The following is a 19374-nucleotide window of genomic DNA, read 5'->3' as shown; positions in this document are numbered from 1 at the left end:
CGTGCCTCTAGCCGATCGCCCGCAGGCCTTCGACCACGCGCACGCGCGCCGCCTGCCACGCCGGCACCAGCGCGGCCGCGAAGCCGACCGCGATCGAGCACGCGGCCTGCAGCGCCATCGTCCCGGCCGACACCTTGAACACCGGAAAGATGCCGCCCGCGGCCTGCTTGAAGAGGCTCGCGGCCGGCGGCGTCGCGAGCATCCCGAGCCCGCCGCCGATCACCGCGATCACGACCGATTCGCCGAACACGAGCAGCGCGAGAAAGCCGGGGCCGAAGCCGAGCGCCTTCAGCGTCGCATATTCGGCTGTGCGTTCGCGCGCGCTCATCGCCATCGCGTTCGCCATCACGGCCATGATGATCAGGATCACCACGTACGACACGACGCGGATCGCCGCGATGATCTGGTTCGACATCGCGACGAAGCCGAGCTGGAACGCCTGTTCGGTCTCGGTCAGCGTTTCGGCGAGCGAGTTCCTGAACACCGCGTCGACGTTGCGCGCGATCGCGGCGCCGTCGTCCGGGTGCGCGACGCCGAGCACGAACACGCCGACCTGGTCGGCCTGCTTCGGCGTGCGCTTGCGCACCGTCTCGTTCAGGTAGTCCCAGTGGAACACCAGCTGGCGCGTGATCGTCGAGTCGTCGCGGCCGTCGAGAATGCCGCGCACGACGAAATCCCACGTGCCCGGATAGATCGTGCCCTTCAGCGGAATCACGTCGCCGACCTTGAAGCCGAACTGCGTCGCGAGCTGGCGCCCGACGAGGCAGCCGCGGCGGTCGCGGTCGTAGTCGGCGCGCTGCTGCGCCGGGAGGATGAATTCCGGATACAGGTCGAGGTAGTTCTCCGACACAGCGAAGCTCGCGAAGAAGTTCTTCGGGTCGCGGTAGATGCCGCCGAACCAGTTCGAGCGGACCACGGCCGTCACGCCGTCGACGCCGCGGATCCGGTTCTCGTAGCTGACCGGCAGCGGGAACACGAGCGAGATCGCGTTGCGCGTGACGAGCCGGCCGCTCGACGCGGCGGCCGCGCCCGCGTACCACGCGTCGACGACGGTATGCAGCAGCCCGAACGCCAGCACCGCGATGGTCAGCCCGAGCACGGTCAGCAGCGTGCGCAGCCGGTGCCGCAGCGCGTTGCGCGCGATCAGCTTCAACACCATCATCGTGCGCGCTCCCGTCCGTCAGACGGCGTGCCCATCGATCAACTCTCCTTTTTCCAGATGCACGAGCGACTGCGCGGCGGCAGCCGCGTGCGCATCGTGGGTCACCATGATGATCGTCTTGCCGAGCTCGGCGTTCATCCGCTGCAGCATCGCGAGCACGTCGGTGGCCGACGCGCGGTCGAGGTCGCCGGTCGGCTCGTCGGCGACGATCAGCACCGGGTCGGTGATCAACGCGCGCGCGATCGCGACGCGTTGCTGCTGGCCGCCCGACAGCTCGGACGGGTAATGGCTGGTCCGGTCGCCGAGATTCACCATGTCGAGCACCAGCTCGACGCGCTCGCGCCGTTCGCGGCGCGACAGGTGCGTGAGCATCAGCGGCAGCTCGACGTTCTCGAACGCGGTGAGCACCGGCATCAGGTTGTAGAACTGGAAGATGAAGCCGACGTTCGCCGCGCGCCATTCGGCCAGTTGCGCTTCCTCGAGCCGCGAGATGTCGAGCCCGCCCACGCGCAGCTCGCCGCTGTCGGGCCGATCGATGCCGGCGACGAGATTGAGCAGTGTGCTCTTGCCGGAACCCGACGGCCCCATCAGCGCGACGAAGTCGCCTTCGCCGATGTCGAGCGTGATGTCGGTCAGCACCGGCACGACCTGGTTGCCGCGCCGGTACGACTTCGCGACGTGGCTGATCTCGACGAGGGGCGGCGAGGCGTCGTTCACGCGCGCCACGCTACTTCTTCGCGACGGCGACTTTCGCGCCGTCCTTCAGCTTCACGCCCGGCGCGAGCACGACCGTGTCGCCGGGCTTCACGCCGCGGATCGCGACGAGTTCGCCGATCCGCGCGCCTCGGGTCACCGCCGTCGCACGCACGGTGTCGTCCTTCACGACGAACACGACCGGCCGGCCGTCGCGCTCGACCACCGCGCTCGCCTGCACGGCCGTCACCGGCTGCCGGTCCTGCGGCGACGCGGGCTTCGACAGGAACGCGATCTTCGCGCTCATGTCGGGCAGCACGCGCTCGTCGCGGTCGACGAAACGCACCTTCACCAGCACCGTCGCCTTCGAGCGGTCGACGGTCGGCACGATGCGCGACACGCGGCCCGCGAAGCGCGTGTCGGGCAACGCGTCGAGCTGGATCTCGCACGGCTGCTCCGCGCGGATCTTCGCGATGTTCGATTCGGCGACGTCGGCCTCGACTTCGAGCGTGTCCATGTCGGCGATCGTCACGACCGCGCCCTTGCTGTCCGACGCGGACGAGAACGGCGTGATGTTGTCGCCGACGTTCGCGTGCTTCGCGAGTACGATCCCGTCGAACGGCGCGCGGATCACCGTCTGGTCGACCGCGACCTGCGCGGCCTGCGCGTTCGCTGCGGCGGATGCGATCGCGGCCTGGTCGCTGTTGACCGACGCGCGCGCCTTGTTCACGCGGGCCGTGTCGGTGTCGAGCTGCGCGGCCGGCACCGCGCCCTTCGGCGCGAGCACCGCGGTGCGGCGCAGCGCGATCTCGGCGTCCTTCAGTTCCGCCTGTGCGACGCCGAGGTTGGCGCGGGAGACCTTCTCCTGCGCGAGCGCTTGCGCCAGCGACGCTTCGACGTCGCGGCTTTCGAGCCGCGCGATGATCTCGTCCTTCTTCACGCGCGTGCCCTCGAGCACGCCGAGCCATTCGACGCGACCCTGGCCCTTCGACGCGACCGCCGCCTTGCGCTGCGGCACGACGTAGCCGGTCGCGTTGAGCTGGGTGTCGTTCTGGTATGGGTAGGCGGACGTGACGGAGGTCGTGTCGACCGTCGGCCGGCCGGTGAGCGCCAGCGCGGCGACGATCGCGACGATGATGAGCGCGGCGGCGACCGCATAGCGGACCCACCGGCGCCGGCGTGGCGCGGGTGCGATCGGACGCCGGTCGATTTTCAGTTTGTCCAGATTGTGATCGGGCAATTTGGGCGCCTTGCGACGGCGGCGGTCTCGTGACCGGCCGCGTCCGGTTGGGACGGAAGGAGGCCAGTATAGCGTCGGGGCGACGGGCGCGAGAGCCGGTTTGTCGGACGATTGACGCACGTCCCGGCGGCGCGTCGCGCGGGCGCGAAACCCGTGCCCCCGGGGAAACCCGAACGATGCAAGCTGCATGTCAACTCGCCGTGCGGGCGATGCGTTATGGAGCCTGTGCGTCAGTATTTGCCGAGGCGGAAAGGCGAGAGCCGACCCGCCCGGCGGCGACCGGCAACCCGGCGCGACTGATGTTCCGATGCGGATGCCTCGCATCTCTTACCGGTACGTTTGACTTTTTCTCCGCTAAAGGAAGAACAATGAAGAAGACGCTCGCTTCGATCATGACCGCAGCATTCGCTCTCGCATCGGTTTCGGCATTCGCACAGGCGTCGGCGCCGGCAGCCGACACGATGGCTCCCGCTTCCGCACCGATGAAGAAGGATCACAGCAAGCCGAAGCACCAGCTGAAGCAACACGGTTCGGCCAAGGGCAAGGCGAAGGCCGCAGCCGCTTCGGCAGCCGGCACGAACGACGCAGGCGCGCAGAACTAAGCACGCTTCACCGGGCCGGCGCGGCCGGCCCCCTGTCGCGAAACCCCGCACGCTCCGGCCTGCGGGGTTTTGTTTTTTCAGGCGTCCGCCACGTCCGGAACGTCGAGGGCATCGGGCGGCGGCGCGCGCATCGCATCGACCACCGCGCGCATGCGCCGCCAGTGCGACCCTTCCCAGAACACGCGCCGGCACACGTCGCACGCGGCAAAGCGCCGGTGCCGCTGCCGGACGCCGGCCGGCACGCGCGGCGCGGCGTCCGCCGCATCGAGTGCGTGCAGCGGCGCGTTGCAGCGCAGGCACAGCCGGAACGGCCGCATGTGCGGCGCGAGGTCGAGCCGCGCGAACAGCTCGCGCAGCTGCGCGTCCGGCTGCTGCGCATGCAGGTAGCAGCCGCGCACGACCGCGCGGCGCTTCAGCAGCTCGCGGTCGCGGGTCAGCACGATCCGGCCTTCGCGCGCGGCGAGCGCGACGAGTTCGTCGTCGCGGTAGTGGTTGTCGTAGCAGGTGTCGAAGCCGGCGAGGCGCAGCAGCTGCGCGAGGCCGCCGAGATGCGCGTCGGCGACGAAGCGCCAGCGGTCCGGTTGCGGCAGCGGCGATGCCGCCGGCTGCGCGCGTTCCGGATGGATGTCGACGCGGTCGCCGTCGCCGAGCGCCCGGTCGAGGGCGGCCGGTGCGCCGTTCACGCAGAGCCGGCCGATTTCCGTATGCGGGACGCCGAGCGCCTCGATCGCATGCTTGACCGTCGCGTCGCGCGCAAACGCATGCGCGAACGCGCAATCGCGCTGCTCGCGCGCGAGAAACGCGTTCAGTTCGCCGTGGAAGCGGAAGGTCGCGGTCGCCATTGGCGCAGTATCGCACCGCGCACGGCCGGCCGCCGGGGCTGCAGGCCGCCGCCATCTGTGTTTAACCCCCCGCTTCACGGGTCGAAGGAGCGGGGAAATGGATCTCGGATTTATCGGGCTGGGCGAAATGGGGCAGGCGATTGCGACGAACCTGCTGAAGGCGGGGCACGCCGTGCGGGTCTGGAACCGGTCGCGCGAGCGCGCCGAGCCGCTCGCCGCGCTGGGCGCGCAGATCGTCGCGACGCCGGCCGATGCGTTTCGCGGCGATGCCGTGTTCTCGATGCTCGCCGACGACGCGGCCGCGCGCGAAGTATTCGACGACGCGCTGCTCGCGCAGGCGCCGCGCGGCCTGATCCACGTGAACATGGCGACGGTGTCGGTCGCGCTCGCCGAGTCGCTCGCGCACTCGCATGCGTCGCGCGGCCTCGAGTACGTCGCCGCGCCCGTGATGGGGCGCCCGGACGTCGCGGCCGCCGCGCGCCTGACGATCATGGCCGGCGGCCCGGCCGAGGCGATCGACCGCGTGCAGCCGCTGTTCGACGCGATCGGCCAGAAGACCTGGCGGTTCGGCTCGCTGCCGCAGCATGCGAACGTCGCGAAGATCGCGGCCAATTTCACGCTCGCGTCGGCGATCGAGACGCTCGGCGAGGCGTCCGCGCTGCTCGGCGCGCACGGCGTCGCGATGCGCGATTTCCTCGACGTGATCACGAACAGCGTGTTCCCGGGGCCGGTCTACGCAGGCTACGGCGGGATGATCGCCGAGCGCAGCTACGAACCCGCGCGCTTCAAGGCGCGCCTCGGGCTGAAGGACGTGCGGCTCGCGCTGGAGGCCGGCGACGCGGCGTCGGTGCCGCTGCCGGTGGCGAGCGTCGTACGCGACAGCCTGCTCGATGCGCTCGCGCACGGCGGCGGCGAACAGGACTTCGCGGTGCTCGGCGAAGTCGCGCTGCGCCGCGCGGGCCGCTGAGCCGGCGCGGGACAGAAACGCCGCGCGCGCGGCATAATCGACATTTCAATTCTCTTTCGGTCGGGGCGGTCATGAACCTGCATACGTGGTGGCTTTTCGTGGCGACGGTGTTCGTCGTGTCGGCGATTCCGGGTCCGAACATGCTGCTCGTGATGACGCACGGCGCGCGGCACGGGCTGCGCCGTTCGGCGTCGACGATGGCCGGCTGCCTGAGCGCGCTGGTGCTGATGCTCGCGGTGTCCGCGGCGGGGCTCGGGGCGGTCCTCGAGGCGTGGCCGGCGACGTTCGATGCGTTGCGCTTCGCGGGCGCCGCCTACCTGATCTATCTCGGCGTGAAGGCGTGGCGCGCACGCGTCGACGACGCGCCGGCCGCGGACGTCGATGCGGTTTCGCAAGGCGCGTCGGCATCGCGCTGGGCGCTGTTCCGCAATGGTTTCCTGGTCGCGGGCAGCAACCCGAAGGCGATCCTGTTCGCGGCCGCGCTGCTGCCGCAGTTCATCAACGCAGCCGAGCCGACGCTGCCGCAGTTCGGCATCCTCGTCGTCACGTTCGCGGTGATCGAGGTCAGCTGGTATCTCGTCTACGCGTCGTTCGGCACGCGCATCGGCGCGACGCTGAAGAGCCAGAGCGTCGCGAAGCTCTTCAACCGGCTGACGGGCGGCATCTTCGTCGGCTTCGGCGCGATGATGGCGCTGGTCCGTCACTGATTTCGGCCCGCGCGGCCCGCCGGACGCCCCGCGCCTCGTCAGAGGGCGGGGCGTTTTCATATCCGGGCCCGCGTTACGCGCGCGGCCACGCGGCGGTGCCGGTCCGGCGCCCGCCCGACAAGCCGAACGCCGCGGCCGCGCCCGCGAACGCGAAGCCGACGCCGCACACGGCGCTCCACCCGCCCCACGCCCATGCGCTGCCCGCCAGCGCCGCGCCGAGCGCGCCGCCGACGAAGAACAACCCGACGAACAGCCCGTTCAGCCGCCCGCGTGCGGCCGGGTTCAGCAGGTTGATTTCCCGGCGCCCGATCGTCTGGTCGACGATCACGCCCGCGTCGAGCAGCGCCGCGCCGCCGGCCAGCAGCGCCAGCGCGACGCCGCGATGCGCGTGCGCATCGAAGCCGAACCAGCCGGCGCCGGCGATGCCGAGCACGGTGAGCGCCGCGAGCATCGTCACGTGCGCGATGCGCTGCGCGGCCGGGCCGTGGCCACGATCGCCGGCACGGCCGGCCAGCGGCGTGACGATCGCGCCGCTCGCGCCGGCGAACGCGAACAGCGCGATGCCGTGCAGGTCGAGGCCGAACGGCGGCTGCGCGAGCCGCAGCCCGACGGCGGTCCAGAACGCGCTGAACGCGGCCATCGCGAGCGCGGCCGACAGCGCATGCCGGCGCAGCACCGCTTCGTCGGCCAGCAGCCGGCCCATCGACGCGAGCAGCGCGCGATAGCCGGCCGCGGCCGGCGGCACGCGCGGCGGCAAGCGCAGCGCGAGCACCGCCGCGATCGCCGCGTTCGCGAGCGCGGCCAGCGCGTAGAACGCGCGCCAGCCGGCCGTGCCCGCGATCAGGCTGGCGAGCGGCCGTGACAGCAGGATGCCGAGCATCAGCCCGCTCATCACGTTGCCGACCGCGCGGCCGCGCTGCGCTTCGGGCGCCATCGACGCGGCCATCGGCACCAGCATCTGGATCACGCTCGACGCGGCGCCGGCGGCCAGCGTCGCGAGCAGGAAGACGGTGCCGGACCGCGTGAACGCCGGCAGCGCGAGCGCGGCCGCGCACGCGACGAGCGTCGCGACGATCAGCCGGCGGTTCTCGAGCAGGTCGACGAGCGGCACGAGCAGCACGAGGCCGGCTGCGTAGCCGAGTTGCGGCAGCATCGCGACGAGGCCCGCGAGACCGGGCGGCAGGTGCAGGTCGGCGCTGATCGGGCCCGTCAGCGGTTGCGCGGCGAACAGGTCCATCACGATCACGCCGACCGTCGCGGCGAAGAAGAGCGTCATGCCAGTGCTCAGCACGGGCGGTGCACCGCGCGCGGCGCGGCCGGGGGCGGGGCGGGAGTCGGCAGGGCAGTTCATTGGAAGCCTGGGGGCGTCGAGCGAAGGAATCTCCATCGTAGGTGCCGGATGTTTATGCGACAATTGAAATATGTCTAACATAATTATGCGAGTTTGCTTTGAATACGCGTGATCTCCAGGCGTTCGTCGCGGTGGTCGACAGCGGGTCGATGGTCGCAGCCGCGGCGAAGCTCCATCTGACGCAGCCGGGCCTCACGCGACGCGTGCAGAACCTTGAGACGCTCTTGGGCATGCCGCTGCTCGAGCGGCAGAGCAAGCCGCTGAAGCCGACCGCCGCCGGGCGCGACGTCTATGCGCTCGCGCGCAACGTGCTGGGTGCGGTCGACGCATTGATGGCAGCCGGCGCGCCCGACAGCGAGCCGTCGGGCGAACTGCGCATCGGCGTGCCACCGTTCCTGTCCGAGCTGGCGCTCGAGCGGCCGATCGACCGGCTGCGCGACGCGTTTCCGCGGCTGACGCTGCGCGTGACGGCCGGCTGGTCGCCGGCGCTCGTGCAGGGCATCGAGCGCGGCACGCTCGATGTCGCGGCGGTCATGGTGCCGGCCAGCGCGGCGCTGCCCGACACGCTGACGGCCACGCCGCTCGGCACGCAGCCGACGGTGCTCGTCGCCGCGCGCGATTTCCCGCTGCCGGCCGGCCCGCTGTCGCTCGACGTGCTGTCGGGTTTTCCGTGGGTGCTGAGCCAGGACGGCTGCGGGATGCGTTCGGCACTGAGCCGTGCGCTCGGCGCCGCGGGGCTGCCGTTCGACGTCGCGGTCGAGGCGTTCGGCTCGGAGCTGCAGCTGTCGCTCGTCGCGCGCGGTGCCGGCATCGGGATCGCGTCGCCGAACGCACTGGCGCGCAGCAAGCATCGCGATGCGCTGAGGGTGGTGGAAACGGCGGGGCTGGAAACGCGGATCAACGTGTGGATCGTGCACGGCGCGCTGCCGGGCCGCCTGACGCGGCCGGTCGCGCTGCTGCGCGACACGCTGGGCGAGGTGCTCGATCGGGAGAACGGGAAGGGGTCGGATTCGAACTAGCGATCTAGAGTGTGCATTCGAGGGAAAATCCTTATTTTCTCTACGGAAATGTTGCAATGCGGAAACTGATTCGCTATAGTTACACCTGTCTCCTCCATGTCTCCTCTGATATGGATTCAGCCCGCCTCTTAGGCGGGCTTTTTTTTGCCCGCGTTTTTTGCGCGGGCCGTCCACTCGTCTTCCGTCGCCGGCGTCAGAACTTGTAGGTCATCCCGACGTAGCTGATGATCGGGTCGGCCTTCAGGTCCGATTTCGACTCGGAGAGCACCGTGCCGTCGGCCGCCTTGATCGTCACCGTCGACGTCGTCTTCAGCGGGATGTAGGTCACCGACGCGATCAGCCCGAAATGCTCGGTCATGTTGTACTGCAGGCCGGCGTTGAACACCGGCTGCCATGACGACGACGCCTTCGCTTCCACCGATGTCGTACCCGGCTTGCCCGCGCCCGCGGCGAGAATCGCGCCGAGGTTGTCCTGCGTCTGCTTGATGAAGTTCGTGTTGAGCTGCAGGTCGCTGAACCAGTTGTACGACACGCCGAGGCCGAGGAACGGCCGGAACTTCGCGGTCGCCTGTCCGAAGTAGTACTGCAGCAGCACGGCCGGGCTCCACTGCCGCACGCTCTTCACGATCGGGTTCACCGATGCGAGGCCGATGTTCTGCGTGCCGAGCGCGCCGGCCGGGCCGGGCGGCTTGATCGTGCCTTGACCCGACACCTTGAACACCGGCGGCACGCCCGCCACCGACGTGACCGCGATGTGGTCGGTCAGGAAGTGGCTGACCGTCAGGCCGACCGTGTCGGCGCCGCTCGTACGCAGCCCGGTGCCCGGCGACGTGAACGACGGCGGCAGCCGCAGCGGCGTGTTGATCGGCGTCGGCGCGACGTTGGTCGTCATCGGCGTACTGCTCTGCTGCGGCATCACGTGGAACCAGCCCAGCGTGACGACGTTGCTGCCGGCGCTCTGCGCGTGCGCCGCGAGCGGCGCCAGGGCGGCGGCGCCGGCCGCCGCGCAGAGAAGGGTTTTCTTCATCACGGCTTCCCTCGCTTACTGGACGAACGCGCCGATCGTGAAATACGGCGTCGAACCCGCGTTGTCGAGGAAACCGAATACGCCACCCGTGAAGATGAACTTGCCGGTCGGCGACGTGCTGCCCGAACCCGTGTGGATCGTCGTGACCGTGCCCGGCACCTTCTGCGTGTAGTCCAGGTCGAGCGGGGTCGCGAGCGAGGCCTGCGACGGCTGGAACGGATCGAGCAGCGTGGCCTGGTTGTTGATCAGCGCGGTGGTCCGGTAGTCGAACTGGCTGTCTACGCCGATGTATTCGCCGTTTTGCGACCCGGCCGCGATCGCGGTCTGCGGCGCGAGGATCGAGATGCTCGATTCGTCGTCGGCGGTCAGGCCCGGCACGCCGTTGCTGTCGGGCGTCGGGTTCGGGTTCGCGACACCCGTGCGCACGAGGATCGGCACCAGCTGGTTGCGCAGCTTGCCGACGATCATGAAGCCCTTGCCTTGCGGCGTCGCCGACAGCGTCGGCTTCAGCTGGCTCCGGTAATTGTTGCTCTGGAACGCGCCGCTACCGTCGGCCGACTGCACGAAGTTCGTGCCCTGCTGCGTGCACGCGCCGCCGGCGAACTGGCCGGTCGTGTCGCACTTGGTCCACGTGCCGTCCGCGTTGATCGTCACCTTCGCATCGATCGATGCCGGCGCGAATTTCTGCGACGGCACTTCGCCGAAGCCGATGTGGCTGTACGTGCCCGCGACCTTCGTGATGTCGGTTTCGATCGACGAGAAGCCGATGAACGGGTAGTACGGGAATTTCGTGTCGGGCACCGCGGCCTGGCCGAGCACGCCGTCGAACTGGATCTCCTTGCCGGGAATCGTGCCGCCCGCGACACCGAAGCCGACGAAGATGCGCGCCGGACGCGACGCATCGAGGCTCGCGCCGTTCAGCCGGAATGCGCACTGGTTCAGCTTGTTGGTCGGCAGCAGCGTTTCCTGCGTGAGCGTGCCGCTGTCGACGGTGCCCGCGCGGGTCGGCGTGACGGTGCCGGTCTTTTGCGGCACCGGCGATTCGACATAGGTGACCTGCCAGGTCATCTTGGTCGTGTCGAGCTGGACCTTGGCCAGTTCGCCGCTGCCCGCGCCGCCGGTAAACACGGTGCTGTAGTCGAGCGTTGCCGGGCAGAGCCGGTCTTCGACGAGCGGGGGCGGGTTGTCGCTGCCGCCGCCGCATGCGGAAAGAAGGGGGGCGGCAAGGGCCGCCGCCAGAACGAGGTTGCGCTTCATGTTGCTCCTCCAGATTTGTCTTGTCGGGCGGCCGGCTCCCTGTCGGCCGCTTCTGTTGCTTGTGCTCGTGCTGCTGCGCCGTGCCGGGCGCCGTCGTTGCGTGCCTTCCCTGCATCCCGCGGCGGCGCGCCGGCCGCCGCCTCCTCGATCGCTACTTGCTGATCTGCGCGCCCACGCCGAAGTACGGTGTCGACGACGTGCTCGAGTTCGCCGACGTCGACGTGACGCCGCCGTTCACCGTGCCCTGGATCAGCGCCGCGTACAGGCCGCCCGTCGCGATCACCACGCCCGATGCGGACGGATAGGTCGCACCGCTCGCCGGTGTCGTCGTCGTGTTCAGCAGGCCCGGCGTTCCCTGGCCGTAGTCGAGGGTGAAGGCGTCTTCCTCGGCCTGCGTGGTCGGGTTGATGAACGACGCGTTGCTGCCGCGGATCAGTGCCGCCGTGTACTTGAAGTTCGAATCCGCGCCCGCGTAGCCGCCGTCGATCGCGCCCGACTGGATCGCCGTTGCCTTGCCGAGCACCGCGATGCCCGATTCGTCGTCGACCTTGGCGTCGGTGTGCAGCGCGAGGTCGGTGCCCAGATACACGTAGCCCGTGCGGACCACCACCGGCACGGTCGCGCCGTTGAGCTGGCCGATGACCATGTGCGCGGTCGCCGACTTGCCGGTCGTGCCGACGATCGGCAGCGCCGTCTGCGGCAGGATCTGCGGCGCCTTCGTGCTGTCGAGGTAGCCGCCGTTCGCGGTGTTGACGGTCCACGGATCGCCGGTCGTCTGGCAGCCCCCCGCGCTCGTCGACGTGCACGCGCCGTTCGCATCGAACGTCTCGCTCGAATTCGTGCCCTTCGTCGCGTAGTTGCCCGACGGCACGAGGTGGTAGAGCAGCGCGTTGTAGGTGCCCGGCAGCTTCGTGAGGTCGGTCGTCGTGTTCGCGAAGCCGAGGAACGGGTAGAAGTCGAAGTGGCGGTTCGGCACCTGGCCGACGTTCTTGTAGATCGGGACGCCGGCGACGGTGATCGTCAGCCCGTCGTACTGCACCGTCGCGCCGGGGATGCCGCCGCCCGCGACGCCCATGCCGACCAGCAGCATCGGCGGGTTCGCCTGGTTGAAGTCGGCAGCCGTCGAATAGGTCGAGCCGTTCGGTGCCTTGCCCGAACCCGGCGTGAAGACGAACGCGCAGCGCGTCTGCTCCGCGGTCGGCAGCGCGCCGGTCGGCGGGTGGATGACCTTGCCGGTGATCGTGGTGCCGGCGCGGCTCGGCGTGACCGTGCCGGTCGCGAGCGGAATCGGCGATTCGAGCCACTTGAGCGTGTACGTCATCGCGACGGCGTCGATGTTGACGCTGACGATCTCGCCGCTGCCGGCGCCGCCGAGGTAGGTGCTCTTCACGATGTCGGCATCGGCCGGGCACAGCGCGCCGTTGACGGGCTGCGACGGCGGCGGCCCTTGCGTGCCGCAGCTCGATCCGGAACATTGGGGGGCCTCGATCGGCGCGGGCGAGCCGCCGTCCCCTCCACCACAGGCAATCAGGAAAGGGGCGATGGCAAAGGCCGTTGCCACCCCCTTCGATAAGGCGTGCGACATGCCGCTGTCTCCAATCGTTTAATTGTGCGAGCTAATGTCGCTGCCTGGATTTTTGCTGTCAATTGATGAACTCGTCTAAAAAAGACGATTGAAACAACGCGTGGCCGATGATTCCTTGCGGGATAGCGATTTCAGTAAGAATTAAAACGCGCGGAGAGCGCTAGAGTGCTGCCGGAGTGGGGCGGCTGCCACGCACGGACGGCGCTCGAGGCCTTCACGCGTATAACGGCAGCGTTTAAAGCGGCGGTATCCGGTTTATCCCTATTCGGGATTGACTGGAGAAAGGAGGTAAATTAATTCGCCGGTAATTACGCAATGGAAAGCTTGTAAATATTTGTAAATGCGTGATCCGGATTTTATTTATTGCTTGATACGGGCAAATAAAAAGCCGGCCAGCGGCCGGCTTTGCATCGCATGCAAGTTGAATCAGCGCTTGAGGCCTGCATCCTCGGCGGCGCCGATGTTGAGGTTCATGCACTGGATCGCGGCGCCCGATGCGCCCTTGCCCAGGTTGTCGAGGCGCGCGACCGTGACGAAGCGCTCTTCGTTGCCGAACACGAACAGGTCGACGCGGTTCGTGTCGTTGTTCGCCTGCACGTCGAAGAAGCCGCTGTCGAGGTTCGCATCCGCGTTGAACGGCGCGACGCGCACGAACGGCTCGTCCGCGTAGTACTCGGCGAACACGCGCTGCACGTCCTGCGGCGTTGCGCGCTTCGCGAGCTGTTCGGGCGAGAAGTAGGTCGTCACGGCCAGGCCCTTCAGGAACGGCCCGACGATCGGCGTGAAGATCGGCGCGTGCGCGAGGCCCGTGTGCGCGGCCATTTCCGGCAGGTGCTTGTGCGCCAGCGCGAGCGCGTACGGACGCGGGCTCGCGAGCTTGCCGCCCGGCGCCGCGTTTTCGTATTCGGCGATCATCGACTTGCCGCCGCCGCTGTAGCCGGTGATCGAGTAGCTGTGCGCGGCGAAGGTCGGCGCGACGATGCCGGCATCCACGAGCGGACGCATCGCGAGCACGAAGGCCGAGGCGTGGCAGCCCGGCACGGCGATGCGCTTCGATGTGCGAATCTTCTCGCGCTGCGCGCGGGTCAGTTCCGGCAGGCCGTATGCCCAGTCGGCGCTCGTGCGGAACGCGGTGCTCGCGTCGATCAGCGTCGTGTTCGGGTTCTCGACCAGCGATGCCGATTCGCGCGATGCGACGTCCGGCAGGCAAAGGAACGTGACGTCCGACGCATTGATCAGGCGGCGGCGCTCGTCGACGTCCTTGCGCTTCGCTTCATCGATGCGCAGGATCTCGATGTCGTTGCGCGCCGACAGGTATTCGAAGATCTTGAGGCCGGTCGTACCTTCCTGGCCGTCGACAAAAACTTTGGTGCTCATTTCGCTCTCACTGAATGAAACGGGAGCCGCGGCGCCCTGAAACCGCCATTTTAAGACGTCATCCGGCGGGCCTGCACCGCACGGGGCGAAAAAAAGACGGCCCGCGGGCCGTCTTGTGTCCCTCTCATGCGCCTGCGCCGCGTTGCCGTGTCACCGGCGGCGCGAGCGCTCGCGCGTGCCGCCGCGTTCAGCGGCCGCCGGCCAGCCAGCGGGCGGTCGCTTCGGCGACGCGCCGCCCGAACGCCTTCGCGGTCTCGAGGTCGCCGGGCAGCGGGCCCTCGTCGGGCGTCGCGTCCGCCGGCGACTGCGCGAGCAGGCCCGTGAAGCCGCCGACGTAGTTGATGTCGTTGCGGGTGGCCGCCTTCGAGTTGGCCGGCATCATGCCCGTGCCGACCCACACCATCCCATGTTGCATCGCCAGCGTGACGAAATACTGAATCGTCGAGAACTTGTCGCCGTTCATCGTCGCGGAGTTCGTGAAGCCCGCGGCGATCTTGTCCTTCCATTTCTGCGTGAACCACGGTTTCGACGTGGCATCGGCGAACTGCTTGAACTGCGCGGACGGGCCGCCCATGTAGGTCGGCGCGCCGAAGACGATCGCGTCTGCCGCGTCGAGCGCGGCCCAGCCCGCGTCGTCGAGCTCGCCGACGGCGATCAGGCGTGCGGTGGCGCCGGCGTCCTGCGCGCCTGCATGGACGGCGTCGGCCAGTTTCTGCGTGTGACCGTAGCCGCTGTGATAGACGATGACGATGTTCGACATGAAGCGTTCTCCGGAAGGGGACGAAACGGCGGGCACCGCGGCCAGCCGCGTCACGCGCCGCGGTCGGGCGGCGCGACAGATGCGCGGCGGGATGCCGCGACCGGTGCAGCCGAGTCTAGCAAGCCGAAATGACGGGAGAAAAGCGCGCGGGCGGCGCACAGAAATTCGCAGGCGCGGACAATCGCGACCGGCGACCGGCGACCGGCGACCGGCGACCGGCGACCGGCGACCGGCGACCGGCGACCGGCGACCGGCGACCGGCGACCGGCGACCGGCGACCGGCGAGCGGCGACCGGCGACCGGCGAGCGGCGACCGGCGACCGGCGACCGGCGACCGGCGAGCGGCGACCGGCAACCGGCAACCGGCAACCGGCAACCGGCAACCGGCAACACACGGCACACGACAAACCAAACGGCGGGCCCGCGAGCGCTTATTGCCCGTACGTGACCGTGAGCTGTGCGGTGCCGATCGTCAGCGTGCCGATCTCGTGCTCGAACATCGGGGCGGGGCGCCCTTGCGCGATGCGCAGGTCCGTGCCCTTCAGCGCGTAGACGGTGATCACGTAGTGGTGCGGCTTGCCGGGCGGCGGGCACGGACCGCCGTAGCCATCGATCCCGAAGTCGTTGCGCGCCTCGCTCGCACCGATGCGACGCAGGAAGCCCGACGCGCTCGCGTCGGCCGGCAGGCTCGTGACGCTCGCCGGGATGCCGGCGACGGCCCAGTGCCACCAGCCGTGCCCCGGTGCATCGGGATCGAAGATCGTGATCGCGTAGCCGCGCGTGCCGGGCGGCGGGTTGCGCCACCTGAGCTGAGGCGAACGGTTGTCGCCCTTGCAGTCGCCGCGGTCGAACACGTTCGCGGCGCCGACGCGCCCGCCGGGCGTCAGCTCGTCGCTCGACACGGTGAACGGGCCTTCCGCGCGCGCGGGCAGGGTGGTGAACGCAGCGCACGCGGCGGCGGCGCAGAGCAGGACGGCGATGAACGGAGACGAACGACCCGGGGACGCAGGCGAAGTGATCCGGCGATCCACACGCATATGGCGCTTCTCCCGTCACGTGGGCCGGGCCGATGCTCCCGGCATTGTTGGCGTTGGGCGTTGCCCGCGCAGCTGATGGCGGCGATGGATCAAGTCTAGCATTAGGGTTCGATGAGCGATGCACGCCGTGACCCGCGATTCGGGCCGGCCGCGATGCCGATCGACGGACGAAAAAAAACCGCTCGCGACCACGCGAGCGGTTTTTTCAGCCAGGGTGCCGGCTGCGTGCCGGCTCGGCGTTATTCCTTCGGGGCCGTCGCGCCGCCGTGCGCGGCCGACCACTCGGCCGGCGCGTGCAGGAACTTCTCGACTTCGTCGAGCGTCTTGGTCTCGAAGTAGCCCGACGCCTTCGCGACGCGCAGCACGTCCCACCACGTCGCCAGTGCGTGCAGGTCGACGTCGATGTCCTTCAGGACCGACACGCTTTCCTTGAAGATGTTGTAGTGGAACAGCACGAAGCAGTGGTTCACCGTCGCGCCCGCGGTGCGCAGCGCGTTGACGAAGTTGATCTTGCTACGGCTGTCGGTCGTCAGGTCTTCCACCAGCAGCACGCGCGAGCCTTCTTCCAGATGGCCTTCGATCTGCGCGTTGCGGCCGAAGCCCTTCGGTTTCTTGCGCACGTACTGCATCGGCACCATCATGCGGTCCGCGAGCCATGCCGCGAACGGGATGCCGGCCGTCTCGCCGCCCGCCACCGAGTCGATCTGCTCGAAGCCGACGTCGCGCATGATCGTCGTTTCCGCCATTTCCATCAGCGCACGACGCACGCGCGGATACGAGATCAGCTTGCGGCAGTCGATGTAGACGGGGCTTGCCCAGCCGGACGTGAAGATGAACGGTTTTTCGGCATTGAAGTGCACCGCCTGCACTTCGAGCAGGATTTTGGCGGTCGTATCCGAGATCGACTGACGATCGTAGCCTGTCATGGGCATTCCTTGGGTGATGAGCGAAGAGCGGGCGCGGGCCCGGTGGCGCAGCAAGGGGAACCGGCCCGAGGGGCCGGGGTGCGATCGACGGGCCACTCAACAATCAATCGGGCCACTCCTGTCGCATCGCTGCGCGCGTAGCCCGCTATTTTACCCGATTCAGGCCGGTTTTCGGCGGAATTCGCGCAGGTTCGGTGCGGGGCTCACCACCGGCGAAACAAACGGGGCGCGACCAGCTCGATGCTGATGGCGAGGATGCCGCGCTGCACCAACAGGCGTCATTTAGGGGGTGTACACTAGGCGACCCTTAGAAATCGTTCAGTACTTTGTACTTTCCTCTTGCCACCCGCCAAGGTTCGATGGCGTGCCGACCCGGCGCGTCGCGTGCCGTCTCGCAGTCGACCATCCCCTCGATTCAAGCAGACGCGGCCCAAGGTGCGCTGTACTGAACCGTCAAAATTCGCATGTCTCTCGCAGGTCAATCATGGACGAACAACTGAAGCAGGCCGCTCTCGCTTATCACCTGAACCCGAAACCCGGCAAGATTTCGGTCACCCCGACCAAGCCGCTGTCGAACCAGCTCGATCTGTCGCTCGCGTATTCGCCGGGCGTCGCCGCGGCGTGCGAGGCGATCCACGCCGATCCGCTCGACGCGCAGAAGTACACGTCGCGCGGCAACCTCGTCGGCGTCATCACGAACGGCACGGCTGTGCTGGGCCTCGGCAACATCGGCCCGCTGGCTGCGAAGCCGGTGATGGAAGGCAAGGGCTGCCTGTTCAAGAAATTCGCGGGCATCGACGTGTTCGACATCGAACTGTCGGAGTCCGACCCCGACAAGCTCGTCGAGGCGATCGCGATGCTTGAGCCGACGCTCGGCGGCATCAACCTCGAGGACATCAAGGCGCCGGAATGCTTCTACATCGAGCAGAAGCTGCGCGAGCGCATGAAGATCCCCGTCTTCCACGACGACCAGCACGGCACCGCGATCATCGCGTCGGCCGCGATCCTGAACGGCCTGAAGGTGGTCGGCAAGAAGCTGTCCGAAGTGAAGCTCGTGTGTTCCGGCGCGGGCGCGGCAGCGATCGCGTGTCTGGACCTGCTGGTGAACCTCGGCCTGACGAAGTCGAACATCCTCGTCGCCGATTCGAAGGGCGTGATCTACGAAGGCCGCGGCAACCTCGATCCGTCGAAGCAGCGCTATGCGGCGACCACCGACGCCCGCACGCTCGCCGACGCGATCGTCGGCGCGGACGTGTTCCTCGGCTGCTCGAGCGCGGGCGTGCTGAAGCAGGACATGGTCAAGACGATGGGCGACCGCCCGCTGATCCTGGCGCTCGCGAACCCGGAACCGGAAATCCGCCCGGAAGACGCGAAGGCCGTGCGTCCGGACGCGATCGTCGCGACCGGCCGTTCGGACTACCCGAACCAGGTCAACAACGTGCTGTGCTTCCCGTTCATCTTCCGCGGCGCGCTCGACGTCGGCGCGACGACGATCACGGAAGAAATGAAGCTCGCGTGCGTGCGCGCGATCGCCGAGCTGGCCCAGGAAACCGACCAGAGCGAGGAAGTCGCGAAGGCATATGAAGGCCACTCGCTCGAGTTCGGGCCGGACTACCTGATTCCGAAGCCGTTCGATCCGCGCCTGATCATCAAGATCGCGCCGGCCGTCGCGCAAGCCGCGATGGATTCGGGCGTCGCCACGCGTCCGATCCAGGACATGGACGCATACCGCGAGCAACTCGGCGCGACCGTCTACCGCACCGGCATGGTGATGCGCCCGGTGTTCGCGACCGCGAAGACGAAGCAGGCGCGCATCGTGTTCGCCGAGGGCGAGGACGAGCGCGTGCTGCGCGCCGCGCAGTTCGTGCTGCAGGAAAAGATCGCGAAGCCGATCATCGTCGGCCGTCCGTCGGTCGTCGAGATGCGCTTGCAGAAGATCGGCTCGAAGCTGAAGGCCGGCGTCGACTTCGAGATCGTGAATCCGGAAGACGACACGCGCTACCACCGCTACTGGCAGGCATACCACGAGATCGGCGCACGTGACGGCGTCACGCCGGAAGTCGCGAAGGCCGCGCTGCGCAAGTTCAACACGCTGATCGGCGCGATGCTCGTGCACCTGGGCGACGCGGACGGCATGATCTGCGGGATGATCGACACGTACCACACGCACCTGAAGTTCATCGAGCAGGTGCTGGGCCGTGCGCAGGGCGCCGAGCACTACGCGGCGATGAACCTGCTGATGCTGCCGGGCCGCAACCTGTTCCTGTGCGACACGTACGTGAACGAAGTGCCGAGCGCGGAACAGCTCGCCGACATGACGATCCAGGCGGCCGCCGAGATCGAGCGTTTCGGCATTGCGCCGAAGGCCGCGCTGCTGTCGAACTCGAACTTCGGCAGTGCGCCGTCGGCGTCGTCGCGCCGCATGGCCGAGGCCCGCAAGCTGATCAGCGAGCGTGCGCCGAACCTCGAAGTCGACGGCGAAATGCACGGTGACGCGGCGCTGTCGGAAGCGGTCCGCAAGGCCGCGTTCCCGGGCACGACGCTGTCGGGCGAAGCGAACCTGCTGATCATGCCGAACGTCGAAGCGGCGAACATCGCGTACAACCTGCTGAAGATGGTCGGCGGCGAAGGCGTGACGGTCGGCCCGTTCCTGCTCGGCGCGGCGAAGCCGGTCCACATCCTGACGCCGGCCGCGACCGTGCGCCGGATCATCAACATGACGGCAGTGGCCGCCGCGAACGCGAACACGAAGTAAGTTCGTGCCCGCGTGCGCTGCGCATCGCGCGCGGCGCAATGAAAAACGCCACGGAACCTGCGTTCCG

Annotated in this window: 17 protein-coding genes; 5 read left to right on the top strand and 12 right to left on the bottom strand. The window is 68.5% G+C overall.

Going from position 1 to position 19374, the window contains the following annotated elements; genetic code table 11:
- Positions 1–7: 7 nt before the first annotated feature.
- From U4Y91_RS23465 to U4Y91_RS23455, 3 genes are read right to left on the bottom strand one after another with little or no spacing between them, the layout of a single operon-like run.
- Positions 8–1162 carry an ABC transporter permease gene (locus U4Y91_RS23465; RefSeq protein WP_321807083.1) on the bottom strand — a complete coding sequence of 385 codons (1155 nt, stop codon included), beginning with the start codon at positions 1160–1162 and terminating at the stop codon, positions 8–10.
- Positions 1163–1180: 18 nt separating this feature from the next.
- The gene (locus tag U4Y91_RS23460) at positions 1181–1879 is read right to left on the bottom strand and encodes an ABC transporter ATP-binding protein (RefSeq protein WP_321807082.1); all 699 of its coding nucleotides are present in this window, start codon (positions 1877–1879) and stop codon (positions 1181–1183) included.
- Between the two features lie 10 nt (positions 1880–1889).
- On the bottom strand, positions 1890–3095 hold the full coding sequence (locus U4Y91_RS23455; protein ID WP_321807081.1) for an efflux RND transporter periplasmic adaptor subunit: 1206 nt from the start codon (positions 3093–3095) through the stop codon (positions 1890–1892).
- A gap of 368 nt (positions 3096–3463) precedes the next feature.
- On the opposite strand from U4Y91_RS23455, the gene U4Y91_RS23450 reads away from it, so the two are divergent.
- On the top strand, positions 3464–3697 hold the full coding sequence (locus tag U4Y91_RS23450; RefSeq protein ID WP_321807220.1) for a hypothetical protein: 234 nt from the start codon (positions 3464–3466) through the stop codon (positions 3695–3697).
- A gap of 77 nt (positions 3698–3774) precedes the next feature.
- On the opposite strand, the gene U4Y91_RS23445 is transcribed toward U4Y91_RS23450, so the two are convergent.
- Positions 3775–4539 (bottom strand): Mut7-C RNAse domain-containing protein, encoded by a 765-nt coding sequence (locus U4Y91_RS23445; protein WP_321807080.1) that lies wholly within the window; start codon positions 4537–4539, stop codon positions 3775–3777.
- On the opposite strand from U4Y91_RS23445, the gene U4Y91_RS23440 reads away from it, so the two are divergent.
- Together U4Y91_RS23440 and U4Y91_RS23435 are read left to right on the top strand one after the other, a co-directional pair.
- Positions 4433–5506 carry an NAD(P)-dependent oxidoreductase gene (locus tag U4Y91_RS23440; protein ID WP_321807079.1) on the top strand — a complete coding sequence of 358 codons (1074 nt, stop codon included), beginning with the start codon at positions 4433–4435 and terminating at the stop codon, positions 5504–5506. The genes U4Y91_RS23445 and U4Y91_RS23440 overlap by 107 nt on opposite strands.
- Before the next feature lie 71 nt (positions 5507–5577).
- Positions 5578–6213, top strand: a complete 636-nt coding sequence (locus tag U4Y91_RS23435) for a LysE family translocator (RefSeq protein ID WP_321807078.1) — start codon at positions 5578–5580, stop codon at positions 6211–6213.
- Positions 6214–6286: 73 nt separating this feature from the next.
- Here the strand turns inward: U4Y91_RS23435 and U4Y91_RS23430 are convergent, their stop codons facing one another.
- Entirely contained in the window at positions 6287–7564 is a 1278-nt protein-coding gene (locus U4Y91_RS23430) for an MFS transporter (protein ID WP_321807219.1), read from the bottom strand.
- 98 nt (positions 7565–7662) lie between these two features.
- Here U4Y91_RS23430 and U4Y91_RS23425 point away from each other — a divergent pair, with 98 nt between their 5' ends.
- A complete protein-coding gene (locus tag U4Y91_RS23425) occupies positions 7663–8583 on the top strand; it encodes a LysR family transcriptional regulator (RefSeq protein ID WP_044846334.1) in 921 nt (306 codons plus the stop codon).
- Between the two features lie 193 nt (positions 8584–8776).
- On the opposite strand, the gene U4Y91_RS23420 is transcribed toward U4Y91_RS23425, so the two are convergent.
- From U4Y91_RS23420 to U4Y91_RS23390, 7 genes are all read right to left on the bottom strand, one after another.
- Complete coding sequence (locus tag U4Y91_RS23420) at positions 8777–9610, bottom strand: OmpW/AlkL family protein (RefSeq protein ID WP_124606433.1); 834 nt, start codon at positions 9608–9610, stop codon at positions 8777–8779.
- A gap of 15 nt (positions 9611–9625) precedes the next feature.
- Positions 9626–10867 carry a DUF2957 domain-containing protein gene (locus U4Y91_RS23415; protein ID WP_321807077.1) on the bottom strand — a complete coding sequence of 414 codons (1242 nt, stop codon included), beginning with the start codon at positions 10865–10867 and terminating at the stop codon, positions 9626–9628.
- Positions 10868–11018: 151 nt separating this feature from the next.
- The gene (locus U4Y91_RS23410) at positions 11019–12452 is read right to left on the bottom strand and encodes a DUF2957 domain-containing protein (RefSeq protein ID WP_321807076.1); all 1434 of its coding nucleotides are present in this window, start codon (positions 12450–12452) and stop codon (positions 11019–11021) included.
- A 426-nt stretch (positions 12453–12878) separates the two neighbouring features.
- The gene (gene argC / locus U4Y91_RS23405; protein WP_321807075.1) at positions 12879–13829 is read right to left on the bottom strand and encodes an N-acetyl-gamma-glutamyl-phosphate reductase; all 951 of its coding nucleotides are present in this window, start codon (positions 13827–13829) and stop codon (positions 12879–12881) included.
- Positions 13830–14016: 187 nt separating this feature from the next.
- Positions 14017–14589 (bottom strand): flavodoxin family protein, encoded by a 573-nt coding sequence (locus tag U4Y91_RS23400; protein WP_044846329.1) that lies wholly within the window; start codon positions 14587–14589, stop codon positions 14017–14019.
- Positions 14590–15020: 431 nt separating this feature from the next.
- Positions 15021–15626: a YbhB/YbcL family Raf kinase inhibitor-like protein gene (locus U4Y91_RS23395; protein ID WP_321807074.1), complete on the bottom strand. Its 606-nt coding sequence runs from the start codon at positions 15624–15626 to the stop codon at positions 15021–15023.
- A 239-nt stretch (positions 15627–15865) separates the two neighbouring features.
- Positions 15866–16552 (bottom strand): orotate phosphoribosyltransferase, encoded by a 687-nt coding sequence (locus U4Y91_RS23390; RefSeq protein ID WP_006752465.1) that lies wholly within the window; start codon positions 16550–16552, stop codon positions 15866–15868.
- Positions 16553–17036: 484 nt separating this feature from the next.
- On the opposite strand from U4Y91_RS23390, the gene U4Y91_RS23385 reads away from it, so the two are divergent.
- Positions 17037–19307, top strand: coding sequence for an NADP-dependent malic enzyme (locus U4Y91_RS23385; RefSeq protein WP_321807073.1), 2271 nt, complete (start codon positions 17037–17039; stop codon positions 19305–19307).
- Positions 19308–19374 lie beyond the last annotated feature (67 nt).

It is taken from the genome of Burkholderia sp. BCC1993 (genome assembly GCF_905339865.1).
Lineage (GTDB): Bacteria > Pseudomonadota > Gammaproteobacteria > Burkholderiales > Burkholderiaceae > Burkholderia.
The sequence above is the reverse complement of the archived record's forward strand: the minus strand, read 5'-3'. Positions and strand labels throughout refer to the sequence as shown.